Genomic DNA, 17,969 nt, shown 5'->3' on the forward strand with positions numbered 1-17,969 from the left:
AGTCGGACGAAAAACCCTCAATTATAGGCGGCGCCCCTCGCACCTGCCGCCGCGGGGGGCATGGGCGCGCTACGGCGCGCTGGCCGCGTAATGGGGCGCGTGGCCCTTGTGGTCGGGCAGCCACTGCGGCGCCAGCGAGCCGAACACCATGCCCGCCAGCGCCGCCAGCACGCCGGCCAGCTGCTGCGGAAAGGCCTCGTTCAGCATCGGGCTGGCGACGAACAGCAGCCACACGCCGATGCCCAGCGCCATCGCCAGCAGCGCGCCCTGGGTGGTGGCGCGCTTCCAGTAGACGCCGAAGGCCAGCGGCACGAAGGCGCCCACCAGGGGCAGCTGATAGGCGCCCGAGACCAGCTCGTAGATCGACGAGCCTTCCATGGTGATCGAGTAGATCAGCACGCAGACGGTGAACACCAGCACGCTGATGCGCATGGCCTTGAGCGTCTGGGCGTCGCTCATGCCGGGCTTGAGGTTGCGCAGGATGTTCTCGACGAAGGTGGTCGAGGGCGCCAGCATGGTGGCCGAGGCGGTGGACATGATGGCCGACAGCAGCGCGCCGAAAAACGCCACCTGCAGCGCCACCGGCATGTGCTCCATCACCAGGGTGGGCAGCACCTTCTGCGGGTCGTCGGCCAGCAGGCCGGCGGTGCCGGGCATCACCAGCAGCGCGGCGATGACCACGAACATGGGCACGAAGGCGAAGGCGATGTACAGCAGCCCGCCGGCCACCGGCCCGCGCCGCGCGGTGTCGGCGTTGTTGGAGGACATCACGCGCTGGAACACGTCCTGCTGCGGGATGGAGCCCAGCATCATGGTGATGGCGGCGGCGAAAAAGAAGGTCCATTCCTTGGCGCCGCCCGTGGGAAAGAAGTTGAACTTGCCCTCGCGCGCGGCGTAGTCGATCACCTTGCCGGCGCCGCCGGCCAGCTCACCGGCGTACCAGGCGATCAGCACCAGGCCGACAGTGATGACGATCATCTGCACGAAGTCGGTCAGCGCCACCGACCACATGCCGCCGTAAAGCGTGTAGACCAGCACGATCGCGGTGCCGATCACCATGCCCCAAGACAGCGAGATGGCGCCGCTGCTGAGCAGGTTGAACACCAGGCCCAGCGCCGTCACCTGCGCGCCCACCCAGCCCAGGTAGCTGAAGATGATGATGGCCGAGCACAGCACCTCGACCGCGCGGCCGAAGCGTCGGCGGTAATAGTCGCCGATGGTGATGATGTCCATCGCGTACAGCTTGCGCGCGAAGAACAGGCCCACCAGCACCAGGCACAGGCCGGCGCCGAACGGGTCTTCCACCGTGCCGTGCAGGCCCTCGGCGACGAACTTGGCCGGCGCGCCCAGCACCGTCTCGGCGCCGAACCAGGTGGCGAAGGTGGTGGCGATGATCACCGGCAGCGGCAGCGTGCGCCCGGCCACCGCGTAGTCGGCCGTGTTGTGCACCCGCCGCGCGGCCAGCAGGCCGATGGCGATCGACGCCAGCAGGTACAGGACGATGAAGCTCACCAGCATGAGTTGTCTCCAGGCCAAGGAACGGGGGCAGCGCGGACGCGCGATTGTCGCCGTTTTTGACAACTACTCTTTTGATAGCTGTTTGCGCTTGCCCAGTGCGGGCTACAGCACGATTTCGCTTAAAAAAGCAGCACGCGCACCAGAATTTGCATCACGATCAGCCCCAGCACGAAGCCGATGGCGCCGTACAGCAGCGCCTGCAACAGGCGGTTGGTGCGCCGCTGCTCGGCCAGCAGCAGGCGCAGCTCGGCGTCGGGGGCCTCGCGGGTGTGCTGGCGCAGGTATTCGTGCCACAGGCGCGGCAGGTCGGGCAGCATGCGCGCGTAGTACGGCGCCTGTTGGCGCAGCTCGCGCCACAGGCGCTTGGGGCCGACCTGGTCGAGCATCCACCGCTCCAGGAAGGGCTTGGCCGTGCTCCACAGGTCCAGCTCGGGGTCCAGTTCGCGGCCCAGGCCCTCGATGTTGAGCAGGGTCTTTTGCAGCAGCACCAGCTGCGGCTGGATCTCGACGTTGAAGCGGCGCGAGGTCTGGAACAGCCGCATCAGCACCATGCCCAGCGAGATGTCCTTGAGTGGGCGGTCGAAGTAGGGCTCGCACACGCTGCGGATGGCCGATTCGAGCTCGTCGATGCGCGTGCCTGCGGGCACCCAGCCGCTTTCCACGTGCAGCTCGGCCACGCGCTTGTAGTCGCGCCGAAAGAAGGCGGTGAAGTTCTGCGCCAGGTATTCCTTGTCGTACTCGGTGAGCGTGCCGACGATGCCGAAGTCCAGCGAGATGTAGCGCCCGAAGGTGTTGGGATCGACGCTGACCATGATGTTGCCCGGGTGCATGTCGGCGTGAAAAAAGCCGTCGCGAAACACCTGGGTGAAGAAGATGGTGACGCCGTCGCGCGCCAGCTGCGGAATGTCCACCCCGGCCTCGCGCAGGCGCTCGACCTGGCCGATCGGGATGCCGCTCATGCGCTCCATCACGATCACCTCGGAGCGGCACAGGTCCCAGATCATCTCGGGGATCAGCACCAGGTTCAGCCCCGCCATGTTGCGCCGCAACTGCGCGGCGCTGGCGGCCTCGCGCACCAGGTCGAGCTCGTCGTGCAGGTACTTGTCGAACTCGCCCACCACCTCGCGCGGCTTCAGGCGCTTGCCGTCGCTGGACAGGCGCTCGATCCAGCCGGCCATCCAGCGGATCAGCTGCAGATCCTGTTCGATCACCTTGAGCATGCCCGGGCGCAGCACCTTCACCGCCACGTCGCGCTCGCGCCCTTCCTTGTCGACCAGGGTGGCGAAGTGCACCTGCGCGATCGAGGCGCTGGCCACCGGCTCGTGCTCGAAATGGGTGAACAGCTCGCCCACCGGCTTGCGGAAAGCGCGCTCGATGGTGGCGACGGCCACCTCGCCCGGAAACGGCGGCACGCGGTCCTGCAGCAGCGCCAGCTCGTCGGCGATGTCCACGGGCAGCAGGTCGCGCCGGGTGGACAGCACCTGGCCGAACTTGACGAAGATGGGGCCCAGCTGCTCCAGCGCCTCGCGCAGGCGCTGGCCGCGCGGCGCCGACAAATCGCGCCCGATGCGCGCAATGCGTCCCAGCAGCCGCAGGCCGGGGTGCTGAAAGCTCGTCAGCACCAACTCGTCCAGCCCATGGCGCAGGGCCACCCAGACGATGGTGACGGCGCGCGTGATGCGCATCACGCCTGGCCCATGCCCGGCAGGCGGCTGGCCAGCTGGCGCAGGGCCTGCGCGACGGCGCGCCCGCCCTCGGCCAGGGTGTGGGCCGGCGCGTCGCCGATCAGGCGGGCCAGGTCTTCCTCGGCGTCCCAGCGCACGTTGTCGACCAGCCAGCTCACCTCGGCGGCAAACTGGACGTCGCCCTCGATGCGCACGCCCGGGCGCTCGCCGCGCAGCGTGTCCTTCAGCACGTCCAGCGGCGAGCGGTCGACCACCGTCAGCAGCAGGTCGGCCTCGGCCACCGGCGCGCGCTCGCACAGGCCGGCCGGCGTGGCCGCCAGCTGCATCGAGAACGCCCCCCACTGCAGCTTGACCACGCGCCCGCTCTGGCGCGCCAGCCGCGCCTGGGCCTCGGGCTCCTGCATCAGCACGTGGTTGAGAAACAGCACCAGGCGGTGCTGCAGCTCGTCGACCAGCCAGTCGGGGGCTTTCAGGCCCGCGCCCAGCTTGGCCAGGCCTTCGGTCAGAACGGAAAAGGGAGACGGCGCATTCATGATGCCCCGATTATTGATGACGAACGGGCCAAAAAAACGGCGCCCCGAAGGGCGCCGCCGCGTTCAGGCCGCGGGCCGCGTCACTGCAGGGCCTGCACGCCCGCCACCAGCCAGCCGCCGCGCCCGCTCCTGGGCTTGGTCATGTTCCAGACCTCGCGGAATGGATTGAGGCCCGAGGATGCGTCCTCGCGGATCATGCCGCTGAATTCGACGCTGGCCATGTACAGGTCGTCCTGCTCCTCGATGCCCAGCAGCTGGGCCTCCAGCATGGCCACCTCGGTGGTGTTGACCTGGCCGGGGGCCGTGCGCTCGCGCTCGGCCAGCTGGCTCTGGATTTCGGCCAGCATCTCGTCGGTCATCATGGCGCGCAAGGTGGGAATGTCGGAGCGGTCCCAAGCCTGCTGCAGCGCCATGAAGTTGCGCTTGGCGGCCTCGGTGAAGCCGGCGACGTCGAAGTCGGTCGGGATGCCCCAGCCTTGCGAACCCTTCAGTGCCGAGCCGATCATGGAGCCACCGGCCGCGCCGCCACCCAGGGCGGCGCCCTGCACGTCCCACGGGCGGGCCGAGGCGTCGTTGCCGACCTTGGTCGGGTTGTACTGCGGCGGGCTGGCCGGGTTGGCCGCGCCGGCGCCCTGGTAGGCCATGGGGCGTGGCCCCACGCCGCCCTGGCGCGCGCGCCGCAGCATGCCGATGACCGCCACGGCGGCCAGCACCAGCAGGCCGATCAGCAGGATGTTGCCGAACTCGGCGCCCAAACCCAGCGAGTGCGCCAGCCAGGCCAGGCCCAAGCCGGCGGCCAGGCCGCCCAGCATGCCCGCCCAAGGCTTGCGTGCGGCCGCGCCCGCCGCCCCGGCGCCCCGGCGCCAGCGGCGTTGGCCGAATTGGTGGCCTGGCTGGGCGCGGCCGGCGGCGTGGCCTGGCGCTGGGTGACGTTGCTGGACTGGCGGCCGAAGGACTTGCCGCCGCCCATGCGTCTGGCCTCGGCGTCGAAGCTGAAGGCGCCCAGCAGGAACACGGCCAGCAGCAGTGTCAGCAAGCGCGAAAGAAGGTGATGCTTTTTCATCCGAGGTGATCTCCCTGGGTCAGATGGATGGAATCGATCGAGAACAAATCATGCCTGAAAACCCGCCTGCCGTCGCGGTTTTGGCCCATTTTGGGACCCGACGGCCGGCGCGTCAGCCACACTTGACGCCGACATGCAGCGCCACCACCCCCGCGGTCAGGTTGTGGTAGTCCACGTGGCCAAAGCCATTGACCTTCATCAGGGCCTTTAGTTCCGCCTGCCCCGGGTGCATGCGGATGGATTCGGCCAGATAGCGGTAACTTTCGGCATCACCGGCCACCAGCCGCCCCAGGCGCGGCAGCACACTGAAGGAATACAGGTCGTAGGCCTTGCGCAGGGGCGCGGCCACCTGCGAGAACTCCAGCACCAGCAGGCGCCCGCCGGGGCGCAGCACGCGCGCCATCTCGCGCAGGGCGGCGTCCTTGTGCGTCATGTTGCGCAGGCCGAAGGCCACGCTGACCAGGTCGAAATGGCCATCGGTGAAGGGCAGGTGCTCGGCATCGCACACCACGGTGGGCAGGATGACGCCGGCGTCCAGCAGGCGGTCGCGCCCCGTGCGCAGCATGGCCTCGTTGATGTCGGTGTGCACCACCTGGCCGGTGGCCCCCACCTTTTTGGCAAAGGCCAGCGCCAGGTCGCCCGTGCCGCCGGCGATGTCCAGCACGCGCTGGCCGGGCTGCGGGTTGGCCACCATCAGGGTGTAGCGCTTCCACAGTCGGTGCAGGCCGCCCGACATCAGGTCGTTCATCAGGTCGTAGCGCGAGGCCACCGAGTCGAACACGCCGCGCACGCGCCGCGCCTTGTCGCGCTCGTCGACCGTCTCATAACCAAAATGCGTGCTCGTCATGCCAATGTGCCTTGTGTCCAGCGCCGGGCATGGCGCTACCATGCGGCTCCCTTGCGACTGTAGCGCAGCCGCCGCGCGGCCCGCCCCCACCGCCCATGACACCGACCGCCAAGAAGGCCGACAAGGATCGGCCGCTGATCGATGACATCCGCCTGCTCGGGCGCATCCTGGGCGACGTGATCCGCGAGCAGGAGGGCGAAGCCGCCTACGCGCTGATCGGACAGATCCGCCAGTTTGGTTGGCTCATCCGGCGTTCTCGGATGCGGTGGAGCGCTTCCTGGCGCGCGAGGGCGAGGGCGTTGAAATCCACCTGGAGCACCTGGAGGGGCGCTCGCCGTTCCGTCGCACGGAGTGAGTCCACCCCGGTTATCCCGCCTTCAATCCCGCCTCTCGCACGACTTGACCCCACTTGGCGTACTCAGTTCGGATAAAGGTCGCGAACTCCGCTGGAGTCACGGCGCCCGGATCGGAACCGAGGTTGAAAAACCAGCGTCGGCCTTCCTCGCTGGTGGCGATGCGGTTGATTTCCTGGTTGAGGCGTTCAACGATCGCGGCCGGCGTGCGTGCCGGTGCGGCTATGCCGGCCCAGCCGATGAATTCATAGCCCGGCACGCCGCTTTCTGCGATGGTCGGCACCTCGGGCAACTGGGGCGCGCGCTGGCTGCCAGTGACGGCCAGGGCGCGCAATTTGCCGCCGCGCACCTGCGGCAGCATGGTGGTCAGGCCGTCCATGGCCCAATCCACTTGCTCGCCGAGCAGCCCCGTCATCAGTTCGCCGCCGCCCTTGTAGGGCACATGGACGGCCTCGATGCCGGCCATGCGCTTGAAGAGTTCGTTGGCCAGATGCGGAGGAAGGCCGTTGCCGTTGCTGCCGAAGTTCAGCGTGCCGGGCTTGGCCTTGGCGCGGGCAATCAGATCGGGCAGGGACTGGATGGGCGAGGCCACCGGCACCGCCAGCAGCAGCATGCCGATGCCGAAGCGTGCCACCGGGGCAAAATCGTTCAGTGAGTCGAAGCCGGGGTTGGCGTACATGTGCGGATTGATGGTGGCGATGCCCTGGTGCGTCAGGAGCAGGGTGTATCCGTCGGGGGCCGCGCGGGCCACGTGCTGCGCGGCCAGGTTGCCACCGGCGGCGGGGTTGTTCTCCACCAGGATGGGTTGGCCGAACACCGCACCCAAGCGTTCGCCCAGCCAACGTGCCCGGACATCCGTCACACTGCCGACACCGCCGGCCACCAGGTGCAGCGGCCGGCTCGGCCAAGTGGATGAAGCGGGCTGTGAGCGCGCGCCGCGCGCGAGGGCCGTCAGGCCGGCCAATATCACCAAGGATCTGCGCCGCGAATTCATGTTTTTCTCCTGCTCCAAGGCAATGGAGCGTGACTGGAATCATCGGTAGCTTGCCCTGCAAGCGAAATACTCCGGATCTTGCAGCCGGTTTCAACCAATGGTTGAATCCATCCTGTTGGTCCCATTGGTCTGCTTCGTGGTGTTGGTCCGAGGAGTGCATGTCATGGACAAATTGCGAGCCCTGGAATATTTCATCGCAGCGGCCCAGGGTGCCAGTCTGTCGGCCGCCGCACGCCGGCATGGCGTGAGTGTGGCGGCGGTGGCCAAACTGATCAGTGCACTGGAGTCGGAACTGAAGGTGCAACTGCTGGAGCGGCGCCGCAATGGCGTTGTTCCCACGGCCGCCGGCACCAGTTATCTTGAAGCCTGCACACCGGTGCTGCGGCAATTGACCGATGCCGAGCAAAAGATCAGCGCAGGGGCCAGCCAACTCGAGGGAACGGTCGTGGTCGGGATTCAACCGATCATTGCCCAGGAGGTGCTGACGGCAGCGTTACCCCGCTTTTATGCGTTGTATCCTGATATTCAGCTCGATGTGCGCCACTTCATGCGGCCGATGCCCGAGCAGGTGCAAGGTGTCGACATCATGCTCGTCATGGGGTGGCCGAAGGGCGCGGAAGAGCTGGTGCACCGCCAGCTGGGCGCCACGACCTTCATCGTTGTCGCTTCGCCCGCTTATTGGGCGGCGCACGGCATTCCCAAGCACCCCGCCGAACTGGAGCGCCACAACTGCCTGTGCATCCGCACGAACGTCGGATCGGTCATGGATCTGTGGCGCTTCCAACGTGGCGATGAGCGTGTGTCGGTGTCGGCACGCGGCCGGCTGGTGGTGGACAACGTGCACCGCGACATGGTGCGCGATCTGGCGGTCGCCGGCGTGGGCGTGGCCCGCCTGCTGGACTGGCACCAGCGGCCTGGGGGCGAGGTTTCCCGCGGCCTGCTGCTACCTGTGCTTGGCGACTGGAAACCGGAAGACGTGCCTCCGATCAACCTGCTGTATCCGCCACGCGTGCGTCGCATTCCGCGTGTACGCGTGTTCCTCGATTGGGTGACACAGCTCTTCGCGGAAATCGAGCACGAGCGCCGGCGCCCCTATCCGGCGACGCCGATGCCGCGGTGGCTGAAAAGCCATCTCCGGCGTGCTTCGGCGACCTTGGAGACATCGGCAGGCACGGCTGGTTGACTGCGGACGGTAAGATGCTCAGTGCGAGCACGCCCCGATCCAGCGGCGCCTACCCTCAATCCGACAATTTCGTGACTGCAGAAACCCCGACGCGGCGAGCCCACGAGAACGAGCGCCCGTTGGTCGAGGACATCCGCTTGGTGGGCCGCATCTTGGGCGACGTGATCCGCGAGCAGGAGGGCGAAGCCGCCTACGCGCTGGTCGAAAAAATCCGCCAGCTGTCGGTGGCCTACCGGCGCGATGCCGACGCCGCGGCCGATGCGGCGCTGAAGAAGCTGCTGAAGTCGCTGTCCAGCGAGCAGACGGTGAGCGTGATCCGCGCCTTCACCTACTTCAGCCACCTGGCCAACCTGGCCGAGGACCGGCACCACATCCGCCGCCGCGCCGTGCATGAGCGCGCCGGCAGCGCCCAGGAGGGCAGCATCGAGGTGGCGCTGGCGCGCCTGCGCGCGGCCGGCATCGCGCCCGGCGCCGTGGGGCGCACGCTGGCGGCCAGCCACGTCTCGCCCGTGCTGACGGCCCACCCCACCGAGGTGCAGCGCAAGAGCATCCTGGACGCCGAGCGCGACATCGCCCAGCTGCTGACCGAGCGCGACGAGCTGCGCGAACGCGCGCAGCTGTTCAAGGCCGGCCGCGATGCGCTGAGCCCGCGGCAGCTGGCCGCCAACGAGGCGCGGCTGCGCGCTCGCGTGGCCCATCTGTGGCAAACGCGCCTGCTGCGCTACAGCAAGCTGACGGTGGCCGACGAAATCGAAAACGCCCTGTCGTATTACGAAAGCACCTTCCTGCGCGAGATCCCCAAGATCTACGCCGACTTGGAGCGCGAGCTGGGGCCGCAGCACGCCGTGGCGCCCTTTTTGCGCATGGGCCAGTGGATCGGCGGCGACCGCGACGGCAACCCCAACGTGGGCGCCAACACGCTGGCGCTGGCGCTGCGCCGTCAGGCCGAAGTCGCCCTGCGCCACTACCTGACCGAGGTGCACCACCTGGGGCGCGAGCTGTCGCTGTCCAGCAAGCTGGTCGAGGTCACGCCCGCCATGCGGGCGCTGGCCGAGCGCTCGCCCGACACCAGCGCGCACCGCGACGACGAGCCCTACCGCCGCGCGCTGACCGGCGTGTACGCGCGCCTGGCCGCCACCTTGCGCGAGCTGGCCGGCGGCGAGGCCGCGCGCCATGCCGTGGCGCCGCAAGACGCTTACGCCAGCGCCGACGATTTTTTGCAGGACCTGCGCACCCTCGACACCTCGCTGCGCTCGCACCGCGGCGCGGCGCTGGCGGCCGAGCGCCTGCAGCCGCTGATCCGCGCGGTGCAGGTGTTCGGCTTTCATCTGGCCACGGTGGATTTGCGGCAGAGCTCCGACCAGCACGAGCGCGTGGTCGCCGAGCTGCTGGCTGCGGCGCGCCTGGAGCCCGACTACGCCGCGCTGGACGAGGCGCAGCGCCGCGCCCTGCTGCTGCGCCTGCTGAACGACGCGCGTCCGCTGCGCGTGCCCGGTGCGACCTACAGCGAGCACACGCGCGGCGAGCTGGCCATCTTCGAGACCGCCGCGCAGGTGCTGCGCCGCTACGGCCGCGCCGCCATCCGCCACTGCATCATCAGCCACACCGAGACCGTGAGCGACCTGCTGGAGGTGCTGCTGCTGCAAAAGGAAGTGGGCTTGATGCGGGCCACGCTCGATGCCGGCGCCACGTCCGACCTGATCGTGGTGCCGCTGTTCGAGACCATCGCCGACCTGCGCAACGCCGCGCCCATCATGCGCGAGTTCTACCAGCTGCCCGGCGTGGCCGCGCTGGTGGCGCGCAGCGGCGGCGAGCAGGACATCATGCTGGGCTACAGCGACAGCAACAAGGACGGCGGCATCTTCACCAGCAACTGGGAGCTGTACCGCGCCGAGATCGCGTTGGTGGCGCTGTTCGACGAGATGAATGCGAGCCGCACCGCCGGGCCGCCCCAAGGTGCGGCAGCCCCCTTGGGGGGCAGCGAACCACGCGCAGCGGGGAGCGTGGGGGCCCCGTTCATTCCGCCGATTCGCCTGCGCATGTTCCACGGCCGCGGCGGTACCGTGGGGCGCGGCGGCGGGCCGAGCTATCAGGCCATCCTGGCGCAGCCGCCGGGCACGGTGCGCGGGCAGATTCGCCTGACCGAGCAAGGCGAGGTCATCGCCAGCAAATACGCCAACCCCGAGATCGGCCGACGCAACCTGGAGACCCTGGTGGCCGCCACACTGGAGGCCACGCTGCTGCAGCCCACCCAGCCGGCCAGCCCGGCCTTTCTGGCAGCGGCCGAGCAGCTCTCGCAAGCCAGCATGGCGGCGTACCGCGCACTGGTGTACGAGACGCCGGGCTTCACCGACTATTTCTTCAGCGCCACGCCGATCCGCGAGATCGCCCAGCTCAACCTGGGCTCACGCCCGGCCTCGCGCAAGCCCAGCCAGAAGATCGAGGACTTGCGCGCCATTCCCTGGGGCTTCAGCTGGGGCCAGTGCCGGCTCACGCTGCCGGGCTGGTTCGGCTTCGGCACGGCGGTGCAGGCTTTCATCCACGCGCCCGGCGCCAAGCCCGCCGCCCGGCTGACCCTGCTGCGCCGCATGCACCGCCAGTGGCCGTTTTTTCGCACCCTGCTGTCCAACATGGACATGGTGCTGGCCAAAAGCGACCTGGCGCTGGCCAAGCGCTACAGCGCCCTGGTGCCCGACGCCCGGCTGCGCAAGCAGGTGTTTGCCGCCATCGAGGCCGAGTGGCAGCGCACCAGCGAGATGCTCACGCGCATTACCGGCGAGCGCCAGCGCCTGGCGGCCAACACCGCGCTGGCACGCTCGATCCGCCATCGCTTTCCCTATATCGATCCGCTGCACCACCTGCAGGTCGAGCTGATCCGCCGCTGGCGCGCCGGGCAGGACGACGACCGGGTGCAGACCGGCATTCACATCAGCATCAACGGTATCGCGGCGGGGCTGCGCAACACGGGTTGACCCGCCGCCGCCGGCTCAATGTGGCCGCTTGGCGTGAAACGTCATCGGCTGCGCCGGCGCCTTGCCCAGCGTGGGCATGGGGGTGTCGCGGTCGCGCCCGGCCGCCGCCAGGCGCGCCTCGTAGTCGCGCCACAGCGCCTGCTGGTTGGCGCCCAGGTGGCGCAGGTATTCCCAGGTGAAGATGCCGCTTTCGTGGCCGTCCGAAAAGCGCGGCTGCACCGCGTAGTTGCCCACCGGCGCCAGCGCCGTGATGTCGATGTCGCGCTTGCCGGTCTGCAGCACCGCCTGGCCGGGGCCGTGGCCCTGCACCTCGGCCGAGGGCGAATACACGCGCATCAGCTCGAACGGCAGGCGATAGGCCGTGCCGTCGGCCCACACCAGTTCCAGCACGCGCGACTTGGCGTGGATGGTGATGGCCTCGGGCGGCGGCGCCGAGGCGGACTTTTGGGCCACGGGGGAGGAGGGAGAAGTGCTCATCGGTCGGGACGGTTCGTCGGGGGCGTAGCGGGCATTGTGCCGCGCGCCTTGGCGCTGCGCGGCCCCGGCCGCCAAAGGCCCTGCCGGCGCTTCTGCTAATCTTTGCGCCCCATTGGCTTGCGACTGCCGTTCGTGAACTCACCCGCCCTGCAACGCGCCGTCTTCCTGCTGCTGCTGACCGGCGTCACCCTGGCCTTTTGCTGGGTCATCTCGCCGTTTTTCGGCGCGGTGTTCTGGGCCATGGTGCTGGCGCTGATGTTCATGCCGCTGCACCGCCGCCTGTGCGTGGCCCTGCGCGGCCGCGACACGCTGGCGGCCATCGGCACGCTGGTGATCTGCCTGGTGATCGTGGTGGTGCCCCTGATCCTGATCATCGGCGCCATGGTGGACGAGGCGGGCCTTCTCAGCCAGCGGGTGCGCGGCGGCGGGATTGACGTGCGCGGCTACATCCAGCAGGTGGTGGACGCGCTGCCGGCCTGGGTGCACAGCCTGATGGAGCGCTACGGCGTGATCAGCCTGCAGGACGTGATGGACAAGCTGACGGCGCTGCTGGTGCAAGGCGGCCAGATGCTGACCACGCGCGCCCTGGCCTTCGGCCAGAACACGGTGCTGCTGGTGGTCAACCTGGGCATCATGCTGTATCTGCTGTTCTTCTTTCTGCGCGACGGGCGCGACCTGGCGCGCACGCTGCGCGCCGCCATCCCGATGAAGCCGGCGCACACCCGCTACCTGCTGCACAAGTTCGCCACCGTGGTGCGCGCCACCGTCAAGGGCACGGTGGTGGTGGCGCTGGTGCAGGGCATGCTGGGCGGCATCGCCTTCGCCGTGCTGGGCATCGGCGGCGCCGTGCTGTGGGGCGTGGCGATGGCCGTGCTGTCGCTGTTGCCGGCGGTCGGCGCGGCGCTGATCTGGGCGCCGGTGGCGATTTACCTGCTGGCCACCGGCTCGCCCGTGCAGGGCATCGGCCTGGCGGTGTGGGGCGCGGGCGTGATGGGCATGGTCGACAACGTGCTGCGCCCCATCCTGGTGGGCAAGGAAACCAAGCTGCCCGACTACCTGGTGCTGCTGTCCACCATCGGCGGCATCTCGATCTTCGGCGTCAACGGCTTCGTCATCGGGCCGGCCATCGCCGCGCTGTTCGTGGCCGCCTGGGCGCTGTTCAACGTGGCCGAGGACGAGGGTGAAGCGCCGGCGGCCACGCCGGCCAGCAGCCCGACGCCGGCGCCGCCGCCCGAGGCCTGAGCGGGGGGAGACCAAGACCTCCTTTGCAGTCCTGCCACCTGCCGGTCGACTTGGCGCTGCGCAATTCAGTGGCCGCGCCGCGCAAGAGGCGCTGACCCAGCCTCAAATGCCCGCCTCGCCCAGCCAGACGTTGCCCAGCACCCGCGCCGTGTCCAGTTGCCGCTGCAGCACGCCGGCCATGGCCTGCATGGCCGGTTCGCTGCAGCGGTGGTAATACGCCTGGTTGTACGGTCCCACCCCATGCTCGGCACTGAAGCTGCCGCCAAACTCGCGCACCACGGCGTCGTAGATCGCATCGCGCAGGCGTCCGATGGCGTCGGCCGGGGTATCCTGCGGCACCACCATGTTCAGGTGCACGCCGCCGTCGCCCAGGTGGCCGAAGTCGCACACGCTGGCCGCCGGCAGCAACTCATCGATCAAGCTCAGCGCCCGCGCCCGAAAGGGCGCGAAGGCCGAACGGGCCACTGACAGATCGAAGGCCACCATGCGACCCAGCGACTGCACGGCTTCGCTGATCGCGTGACGGATGCGCCACAGCTGCGCCGGCTTGTCGATCACGGCGTCGACGATGCGGCCCTGCGCCAGGTGCTGCTCCAGCCAGGCCATCAGCATGGCTTCCAGATCCAGCCCGCACCCCGGCGGCACGGCGCTGGACACTTCCATCAGCACCGCATAGGCCGGCACGTCGGCGAAGGGCAACACGCCGCCCTGGTGGCGAGCCACCGCCTGCAGCGCTCCGCGCGACAGGCCTTCGAAAGCGCTGACGAACTCGCCCATCGCCTGTTCGAGGTCGCAGACCATCTCGATCGCGGCTTCCACGGAGTCGACGGCGACCAGGGCCGTGGCGCTTTGCTGCTGGATCGAGTGCAGCCGGACCGTGGCTCGGGTGACGACGCCGAAGGCGCCGAAAGTGCCGCACAGCAGCTGCGCCCAGTCCAGCCCGGTGTTGTTCTTGCGCAGGGCGCGGCTGGAGCCGACCCTTTGACCCGCCGGGTGCGCCAGCACCGCTTCCACGCCCAGCAGGTTTTCCCGCGCGCCGCCAAAGCGAATCAGCCGCGCGCCGCCGGTGTTGGTGGCAACCATGCCGCCGAGGGTCGGGTCGGCGCCCAGGTCGATCGGCAAGGACAGGCCGTGCTCGGCCGCCGCGCGGTTCAGCTCCGACAGGCGAAAGCCGGCCGCCACCGTGGCGCTGCGGTTCACCGGATCGATGCTCAGCACGTCGCGCAGGCGCTGTGTGGACAGCACCCACTGGCTACCGTCGGTCGTGGGCGTGGCCCCGCCCACCAGCCCGGTGGCCGCGCCCTGCGTCACCACGTGCGCACCCGCGGTGACCAGCTCTTTCAGCGTCCACGCCAGCTCCTGCGCGTCGGCTGGCCGCAGAACGCCGCGGGCACGCCCGCCGGCGTGGCGAGCCGAGGCCTCGTAGGGTGCACGCTCCGCGGCCTGCAGCAGCACGCCACGCGGCCCCAGCCGCTGCGTCAGCCGCGCGGCCAGGCTGTCCTGCACGGGGGACTCGAGCGTCATGCGCTCAAGGCCGCCGCACCCTGATGCAGCACGCGCATGCAAGCGGCCAGCGAAGCGGCCTGGGCGGTCTCGTACAGCGCGATCTCGTCGATGACGGCCGTGCCCAGCGCGGACTCGAAGGCCACCTGGTTGCCCTGCTGGTCGAAGCGCTCGCGCACCTCGGCTCCCAAGTTGGAGCGAAAGATTCCGGCGGCGCTCACCGGCAGAAAGTCTTCATACGTGATCGGCTGCGGCTGCAGCCAGCCGCCGGCCACCAGCGCAGCCAAATCAGCCCCCGGTGGCGGCGGCGCCCGGCGCAGGCGGTCGGCGTCCACCGCGTAGCGAAAGAAGGCCAGCCCCTCGCGCTGCAGCGTGGCGGCGTCGTCCGGAAAGCGCCTGAAGCCCTCGGCCATGGCCTCGGCCAGCGGGCTGCCCGTGGCGGCGCGTGCCTGCGCCTCGGCCAGCAGCGTGTCGTACAGCGCGCGGCCCTTGCGCGTGAGCGCGCAGCCGCGCTGCTCGATCTCGCCGAAACGCGCCGTGTGAGTTCCGCCCGCGCCCGGTCCGCCCGTGAAGCGGATCGACTCCTCCAAGGCGAGAAAACTGGTCTGGCGCAGCAGGATCGGCACGTCGCGCCGGGGCGGCCCTTCGACCACCTCCTTGGCGGCCAGGCCGGCCTGGCGCATGGCCTGTTGCGCCGCGTCGATGTCCAGCGTGCGCGGCGTCAGGTGGTTGATGTGCGGGCCCTTGAAGCAGACGATGTCGGCCACCAGCGCGTGCGCGCCGCGCAGCCGCTGGTAGGTGGGCAGGTCCACGGTCGCCTCGCTGTGCCAGCGGAAGGTTTCCAGCGCCTGCGCGACGAACTCCCGCGCCTGCGCCTCGTCCAGGCCCCCGGCCTGCTCGGCCTGCTCGATCAAGGCCAGGCAGCGCGGCGTGAAGATGCGGCGCTTCGCCAGGATGCGAGCCGCCTCGTCGCGCAGCCCCGCGTCGGCCAGCAGTTCCAGGCGCAGCAGCGAGGTAAAGACTCGAAACGGGTTGCGCGCCAGCGCTGCCTCGTCGACCGGCCGGAACGCGGTGGAATGCACCGGGATCCCCGCCGGCGAAAGATCGTAGTAGCCCACCGGCTGCATGCCCATCACCGCGAACAGGCGGCGCAGGGTGGCCAACTCCTGCGCGGTGCCGACGCGGATGGCGCCGTGGCGCTCCACGTCCAGTCGCTCCAGTTGCCTCTCGCCTTGCAGGCGCGCGGCCAGGGCGGGATCGCGCTCCATGGCCTGCGCATTGACGCGCGCCACCAGTTCGCACAACAGGCCGTACTGCGGCACCTCCGATCGGTACATGTCGGACATCGCGCGCGAGAACAGCGCGCGGATGTCGTCTGCAGGCATGGGCATCATTGGATCTCGATCTTGGCGTCGGTCGCGATCTTCTTGAAACTGACCATGTCGCTCTTGATGCGGGCATTGACCTCGTCTGGCGTCATGAACGAAGGCACGAAGCCCGAATCGAACATGGTCGTCTTGACGCTGGGATCGTCCACCGCCTTGCGCAGCGCCGCCGTGAGCTTGGCCATCACGTCCGGCGGCGTACCGGCGGGCGCGAAGACACCCTGCCACCAGGTGGCGTCGAAACCCTTCAGGCCGGCCTCGTCCACCGTGGGCAGGTTGGGAAAGCGCGGATCGCGCTTGAGGCCGGTGGTCGCGATGGCCTTGAGCTTGCCAGAGTCCAGGTAGGGCTTGGCCTCGCCGATGTGGATGCAATCGGCCTGGCCCGCCATCACGTCCTGCACCGCCGGGGCGTTGCCCTTGTACGGCACGTGCGTGACCTCGATTCCGGCCATGGAACCAATCAGCGCGCTGCTGAAGTGGTTGCCGCTGCCCGGCCCGGCGGTGGCGATGTTGAGCTTGCCGGGCGACTTCTTGGCGTAGTCGATCATGCCCTTGACGTCGTTGAACGGCACCTTGGGATTGCACACGATCAGCGTCGAGTACCAGAAGGCGCCACCCACCGGCACAAAGTTTTTCAGCGGGTCATAGGCCAGCGACTTCACCACCGCCGGCAGCAGGGCCTGGCCGATGTTGTTGCCGTACAGCAGCGTGTAGCCGTCGGCCTGCGCGCGGGCCACTTCGGCCGGGCCGATGCGCCCGCCGGCGCCACCCCGGTTGTCCACCACCACCGGTTCGCCCAGGGCCTGTCCCATGAGCTTGGAGATCAGGCGCGCACCGATGTCGGTGCTGCCACCGGCAGCCGCCGGGACGATCATCTTGATCGGACGGCTGGGAAAGGGGTCCTGGGCGAAGCCGGGTGCGGCGAGCAGGGCCAGGGCGGAGATCGCGCCGGCGCGCAGAACGAGTCGCTTGTTCATCACGGTCATTGCCCTCACACGCCCAGCCGCTGTTCGGCGTCGAAGGTCATCTTGATCTTGGCGTATTCGGCAATGGCGTTTTCGCCGAAGCGGCGTGCCAGCCCTTCGCCGACGCGACGCGAGAAGAACACGGTGTCGTTCATGCGATCCGGCCCCTGGATGATGACCAGCAGACGCGCCGGCTGGTCGGTGGTGTTGCGGAAGGAACGCATCACGTTGCTGGGCATGGCGATGAGGTCACCCGCCTGGGTCTTCACCCCGCTCTCGTTGTCGAAGCCGGTGCACATGTCGAAGGCGCCGTCGAGCACGAAAAAGCTTTCCTGCGTGTCGGTGTGGGCGTGCGGCGGCGGGCCGTCATCGCCGGTCTTGCACTCGGCGATGGAGATGTACAGGCCCTGGTTGCCGTACATCGGCGCGGTGCGCGACCGGCCCACATGACCCTCGGGCACGATCAGCGGGTAGACGTTGCCGGCCGACAGCGACTCGGTGGCCTCGGCGGGCAAGCCGCCGGTGCGGTTCAGGTCTTTCTTGTAGGGCACCAGCTTCTCGAAGCGGGTCACGCGGCCTTCGATCACGGCGGTGTCGATGGCCGCTCCGCGCTCGGCATCGAAGCGCAGGCCCAGCGCCGACTGGGCTTCGGCCGGCACCTGCGCGGCCAGTGCCTGGTCGAACACGGCGTCGTAGCGGGCAGCGGGCGCGATGCTCAGCACCGACACCACGCGCGCCACGCCGGCACCGGCGTTGCGCAGCTGGTGGCGCACGCCCTCGGGCAGCGACAGCATGTCGAACCGGCCCAGCGTGATAGCGCGGTCGAGCTCGGGGCCATAGCGCACCTCCACGCTGCCTTCGACGCACACCAGGCATTCGATGGCATCGGGGTTGCGCCACGGCTCGGAATGGGCGCCTGCGGCCAGTTCCAGCGCGCCGGTGCAGGCCGTCGCGGGGCACGCCAGGGGCGCCAGCGCGTAGCGGCCAGACGTGTCGGCGCTGGCCATCATGGGCGTGAGGCGGCCGCCCCACAGGCGGCGAACCTCGGCCTCGAAGCGCCGCGCTGGTGCTTCGGGAGGGGTGCGATAGGCGGGAAAGGTGATCAGCTGGCCAAGCATCTGCTGCTGGCTGAGGGCGCCCGGGCGGGCGGTCACGGCTGCGGGTTGGGACGGGGTCATGGGTCGGTGTCTCCTGTGAGCGAAGGCGCCATTGGACTTCGTTTGCGATCGCGCGGCCATGGCACGAGGGC

General features: G+C 69.2%; 13 protein-coding genes and 1 pseudogene. 3 read left to right on the forward strand and 11 right to left on the reverse strand.

Annotated features, from left to right (window positions below):
• Nucleotides 1-69: 69 nt before the first annotated feature.
• The 6 genes and pseudogenes from ACWHMB_RS15965 to ACWHMB_RS15990 form a co-directional block, all read right to left on the reverse strand.
• Nucleotides 70-1,518 (reverse strand): sodium:solute symporter family protein, encoded by a 1,449-nt coding sequence (locus tag ACWHMB_RS15965; protein ID WP_377484877.1) that lies wholly within the window; start codon nt 1,516-1,518, stop codon nt 70-72.
• Between the two features lie 119 nt (nt 1,519-1,637).
• Complete coding sequence (gene ubiB, locus ACWHMB_RS15970) at nt 1,638-3,203, reverse strand: ubiquinone biosynthesis regulatory protein kinase UbiB (RefSeq protein ID WP_377485070.1); 1,566 nt, start codon at nt 3,201-3,203, stop codon at nt 1,638-1,640.
• Nucleotides 3,203-3,736, reverse strand: coding sequence for a hypothetical protein (locus ACWHMB_RS15975; RefSeq protein ID WP_293221233.1), 534 nt, complete (start codon nt 3,734-3,736; stop codon nt 3,203-3,205). Before ACWHMB_RS15975 ends, ubiB begins: the two co-directional genes overlap by 1 nt.
• Nucleotides 3,737-3,816: 80 nt before the next feature.
• A pseudogene (locus ACWHMB_RS15980) lies at nt 3,817-4,799 on the reverse strand (Tim44 domain-containing protein).
• A gap of 112 nt (nt 4,800-4,911) precedes the next feature.
• Nucleotides 4,912-5,646 (reverse strand): bifunctional demethylmenaquinone methyltransferase/2-methoxy-6-polyprenyl-1,4-benzoquinol methylase UbiE, encoded by a 735-nt coding sequence (gene ubiE / locus ACWHMB_RS15985; protein WP_377484881.1) that lies wholly within the window; start codon nt 5,644-5,646, stop codon nt 4,912-4,914.
• A 366-nt stretch (nt 5,647-6,012) separates the two neighbouring features.
• A complete protein-coding gene (locus ACWHMB_RS15990) occupies nt 6,013-6,993 on the reverse strand; it encodes a Bug family tripartite tricarboxylate transporter substrate binding protein (RefSeq protein WP_377542689.1) in 981 nt (326 codons plus the stop codon).
• Between the two features lie 163 nt (nt 6,994-7,156).
• On the opposite strand from ACWHMB_RS15990, the gene ACWHMB_RS15995 reads away from it, so the two are divergent.
• Nucleotides 7,157-8,176, forward strand: a complete 1,020-nt coding sequence (locus ACWHMB_RS15995; protein WP_377484885.1) for a LysR family transcriptional regulator — start codon at nt 7,157-7,159, stop codon at nt 8,174-8,176.
• Between the two features lie 14 nt (nt 8,177-8,190).
• Nucleotides 8,191-11,148 (forward strand): phosphoenolpyruvate carboxylase, encoded by a 2,958-nt coding sequence (gene ppc, locus ACWHMB_RS16000; RefSeq protein ID WP_447648586.1) that lies wholly within the window; start codon nt 8,191-8,193, stop codon nt 11,146-11,148.
• A 15-nt stretch (nt 11,149-11,163) separates the two neighbouring features.
• On the opposite strand, the gene ACWHMB_RS16005 is transcribed toward ppc, so the two are convergent.
• On the reverse strand, nt 11,164-11,601 hold the full coding sequence (locus ACWHMB_RS16005; protein WP_293221225.1) for a DUF971 domain-containing protein: 438 nt from the start codon (nt 11,599-11,601) through the stop codon (nt 11,164-11,166).
• A 156-nt stretch (nt 11,602-11,757) separates the two neighbouring features.
• On the opposite strand from ACWHMB_RS16005, the gene ACWHMB_RS16010 reads away from it, so the two are divergent.
• A complete protein-coding gene (locus tag ACWHMB_RS16010; protein WP_377484889.1) occupies nt 11,758-12,867 on the forward strand; it encodes an AI-2E family transporter in 1,110 nt (369 codons plus the stop codon).
• Between the two features lie 102 nt (nt 12,868-12,969).
• Here ACWHMB_RS16010 and ACWHMB_RS16015 read toward each other — a convergent pair whose 3' ends face one another.
• Genes ACWHMB_RS16015 through ACWHMB_RS16030 form a run of 4 tightly spaced genes read right to left on the reverse strand, consistent with a single transcriptional unit; the run spans nt 12,970 to nt 17,898 of the window.
• Nucleotides 12,970-14,391 carry an FAD-binding oxidoreductase gene (locus ACWHMB_RS16015; RefSeq protein WP_377484891.1) on the reverse strand — a complete coding sequence of 474 codons (1,422 nt, stop codon included), beginning with the start codon at nt 14,389-14,391 and terminating at the stop codon, nt 12,970-12,972.
• Nucleotides 14,388-15,755, reverse strand: a complete 1,368-nt coding sequence (gene hglS, locus ACWHMB_RS16020; protein ID WP_377484893.1) for a 2-oxoadipate dioxygenase/decarboxylase HglS — start codon at nt 15,753-15,755, stop codon at nt 14,388-14,390. The genes ACWHMB_RS16015 and hglS overlap by 4 nt, the downstream gene beginning before the upstream one ends.
• 5 nt (nt 15,756-15,760) lie before the next feature.
• On the reverse strand, nt 15,761-16,732 hold the full coding sequence (locus tag ACWHMB_RS16025; RefSeq protein WP_377484895.1) for a Bug family tripartite tricarboxylate transporter substrate binding protein: 972 nt from the start codon (nt 16,730-16,732) through the stop codon (nt 15,761-15,763).
• A 14-nt stretch (nt 16,733-16,746) separates the two neighbouring features.
• Complete coding sequence (locus tag ACWHMB_RS16030; protein WP_377484897.1) at nt 16,747-17,898, reverse strand: cupin domain-containing protein; 1,152 nt, start codon at nt 17,896-17,898, stop codon at nt 16,747-16,749.
• Between the last annotated feature and the right edge of the window lie 71 nt (nt 17,899-17,969).

This window comes from Ottowia pentelensis, from assembly GCF_964341695.1.

Coding starts and splice junctions, on each gene's coding strand:
- ACWHMB_RS15975 (WP_293221233.1), bottom strand. CDS start 3,736: ATGAATGCGCCGTCTCCCTTTTCCGTTCTGACCGAAGGCCTGGCCAAG.
- ubiB (WP_377485070.1), bottom strand. CDS start 3,203: ATGCGCATCACGCGCGCCGTCACCATCGTCTGGGTGGCCCTGCGCCAT.
- ACWHMB_RS15965 (WP_377484877.1), bottom strand. CDS start 1,518: ATGCTGGTGAGCTTCATCGTCCTGTACCTGCTGGCGTCGATCGCCATC.
- ubiE (WP_377484881.1), bottom strand. CDS start 5,646: ATGACGAGCACGCATTTTGGTTATGAGACGGTCGACGAGCGCGACAAG.
- ACWHMB_RS16030 (WP_377484897.1), bottom strand. CDS start 17,898: ATGACCCCGTCCCAACCCGCAGCCGTGACCGCCCGCCCGGGCGCCCTC.
- hglS (WP_377484893.1), bottom strand. CDS start 15,755: ATGCCTGCAGACGACATCCGCGCGCTGTTCTCGCGCGCGATGTCCGAC.
- ppc (WP_447648586.1), top strand. CDS start 8,191: ATGCTCAGTGCGAGCACGCCCCGATCCAGCGGCGCCTACCCTCAATCC.
- ACWHMB_RS15990 (WP_377542689.1), bottom strand. CDS start 6,993: ATGAATTCGCGGCGCAGATCCTTGGTGATATTGGCCGGCCTGACGGCC.
- ACWHMB_RS16025 (WP_377484895.1), bottom strand. CDS start 16,732: ATGAACAAGCGACTCGTTCTGCGCGCCGGCGCGATCTCCGCCCTGGCC.
- ACWHMB_RS16015 (WP_377484891.1), bottom strand. CDS start 14,391: ATGACGCTCGAGTCCCCCGTGCAGGACAGCCTGGCCGCGCGGCTGACG.
- ACWHMB_RS15995 (WP_377484885.1), top strand. CDS start 7,157: ATGGACAAATTGCGAGCCCTGGAATATTTCATCGCAGCGGCCCAGGGT.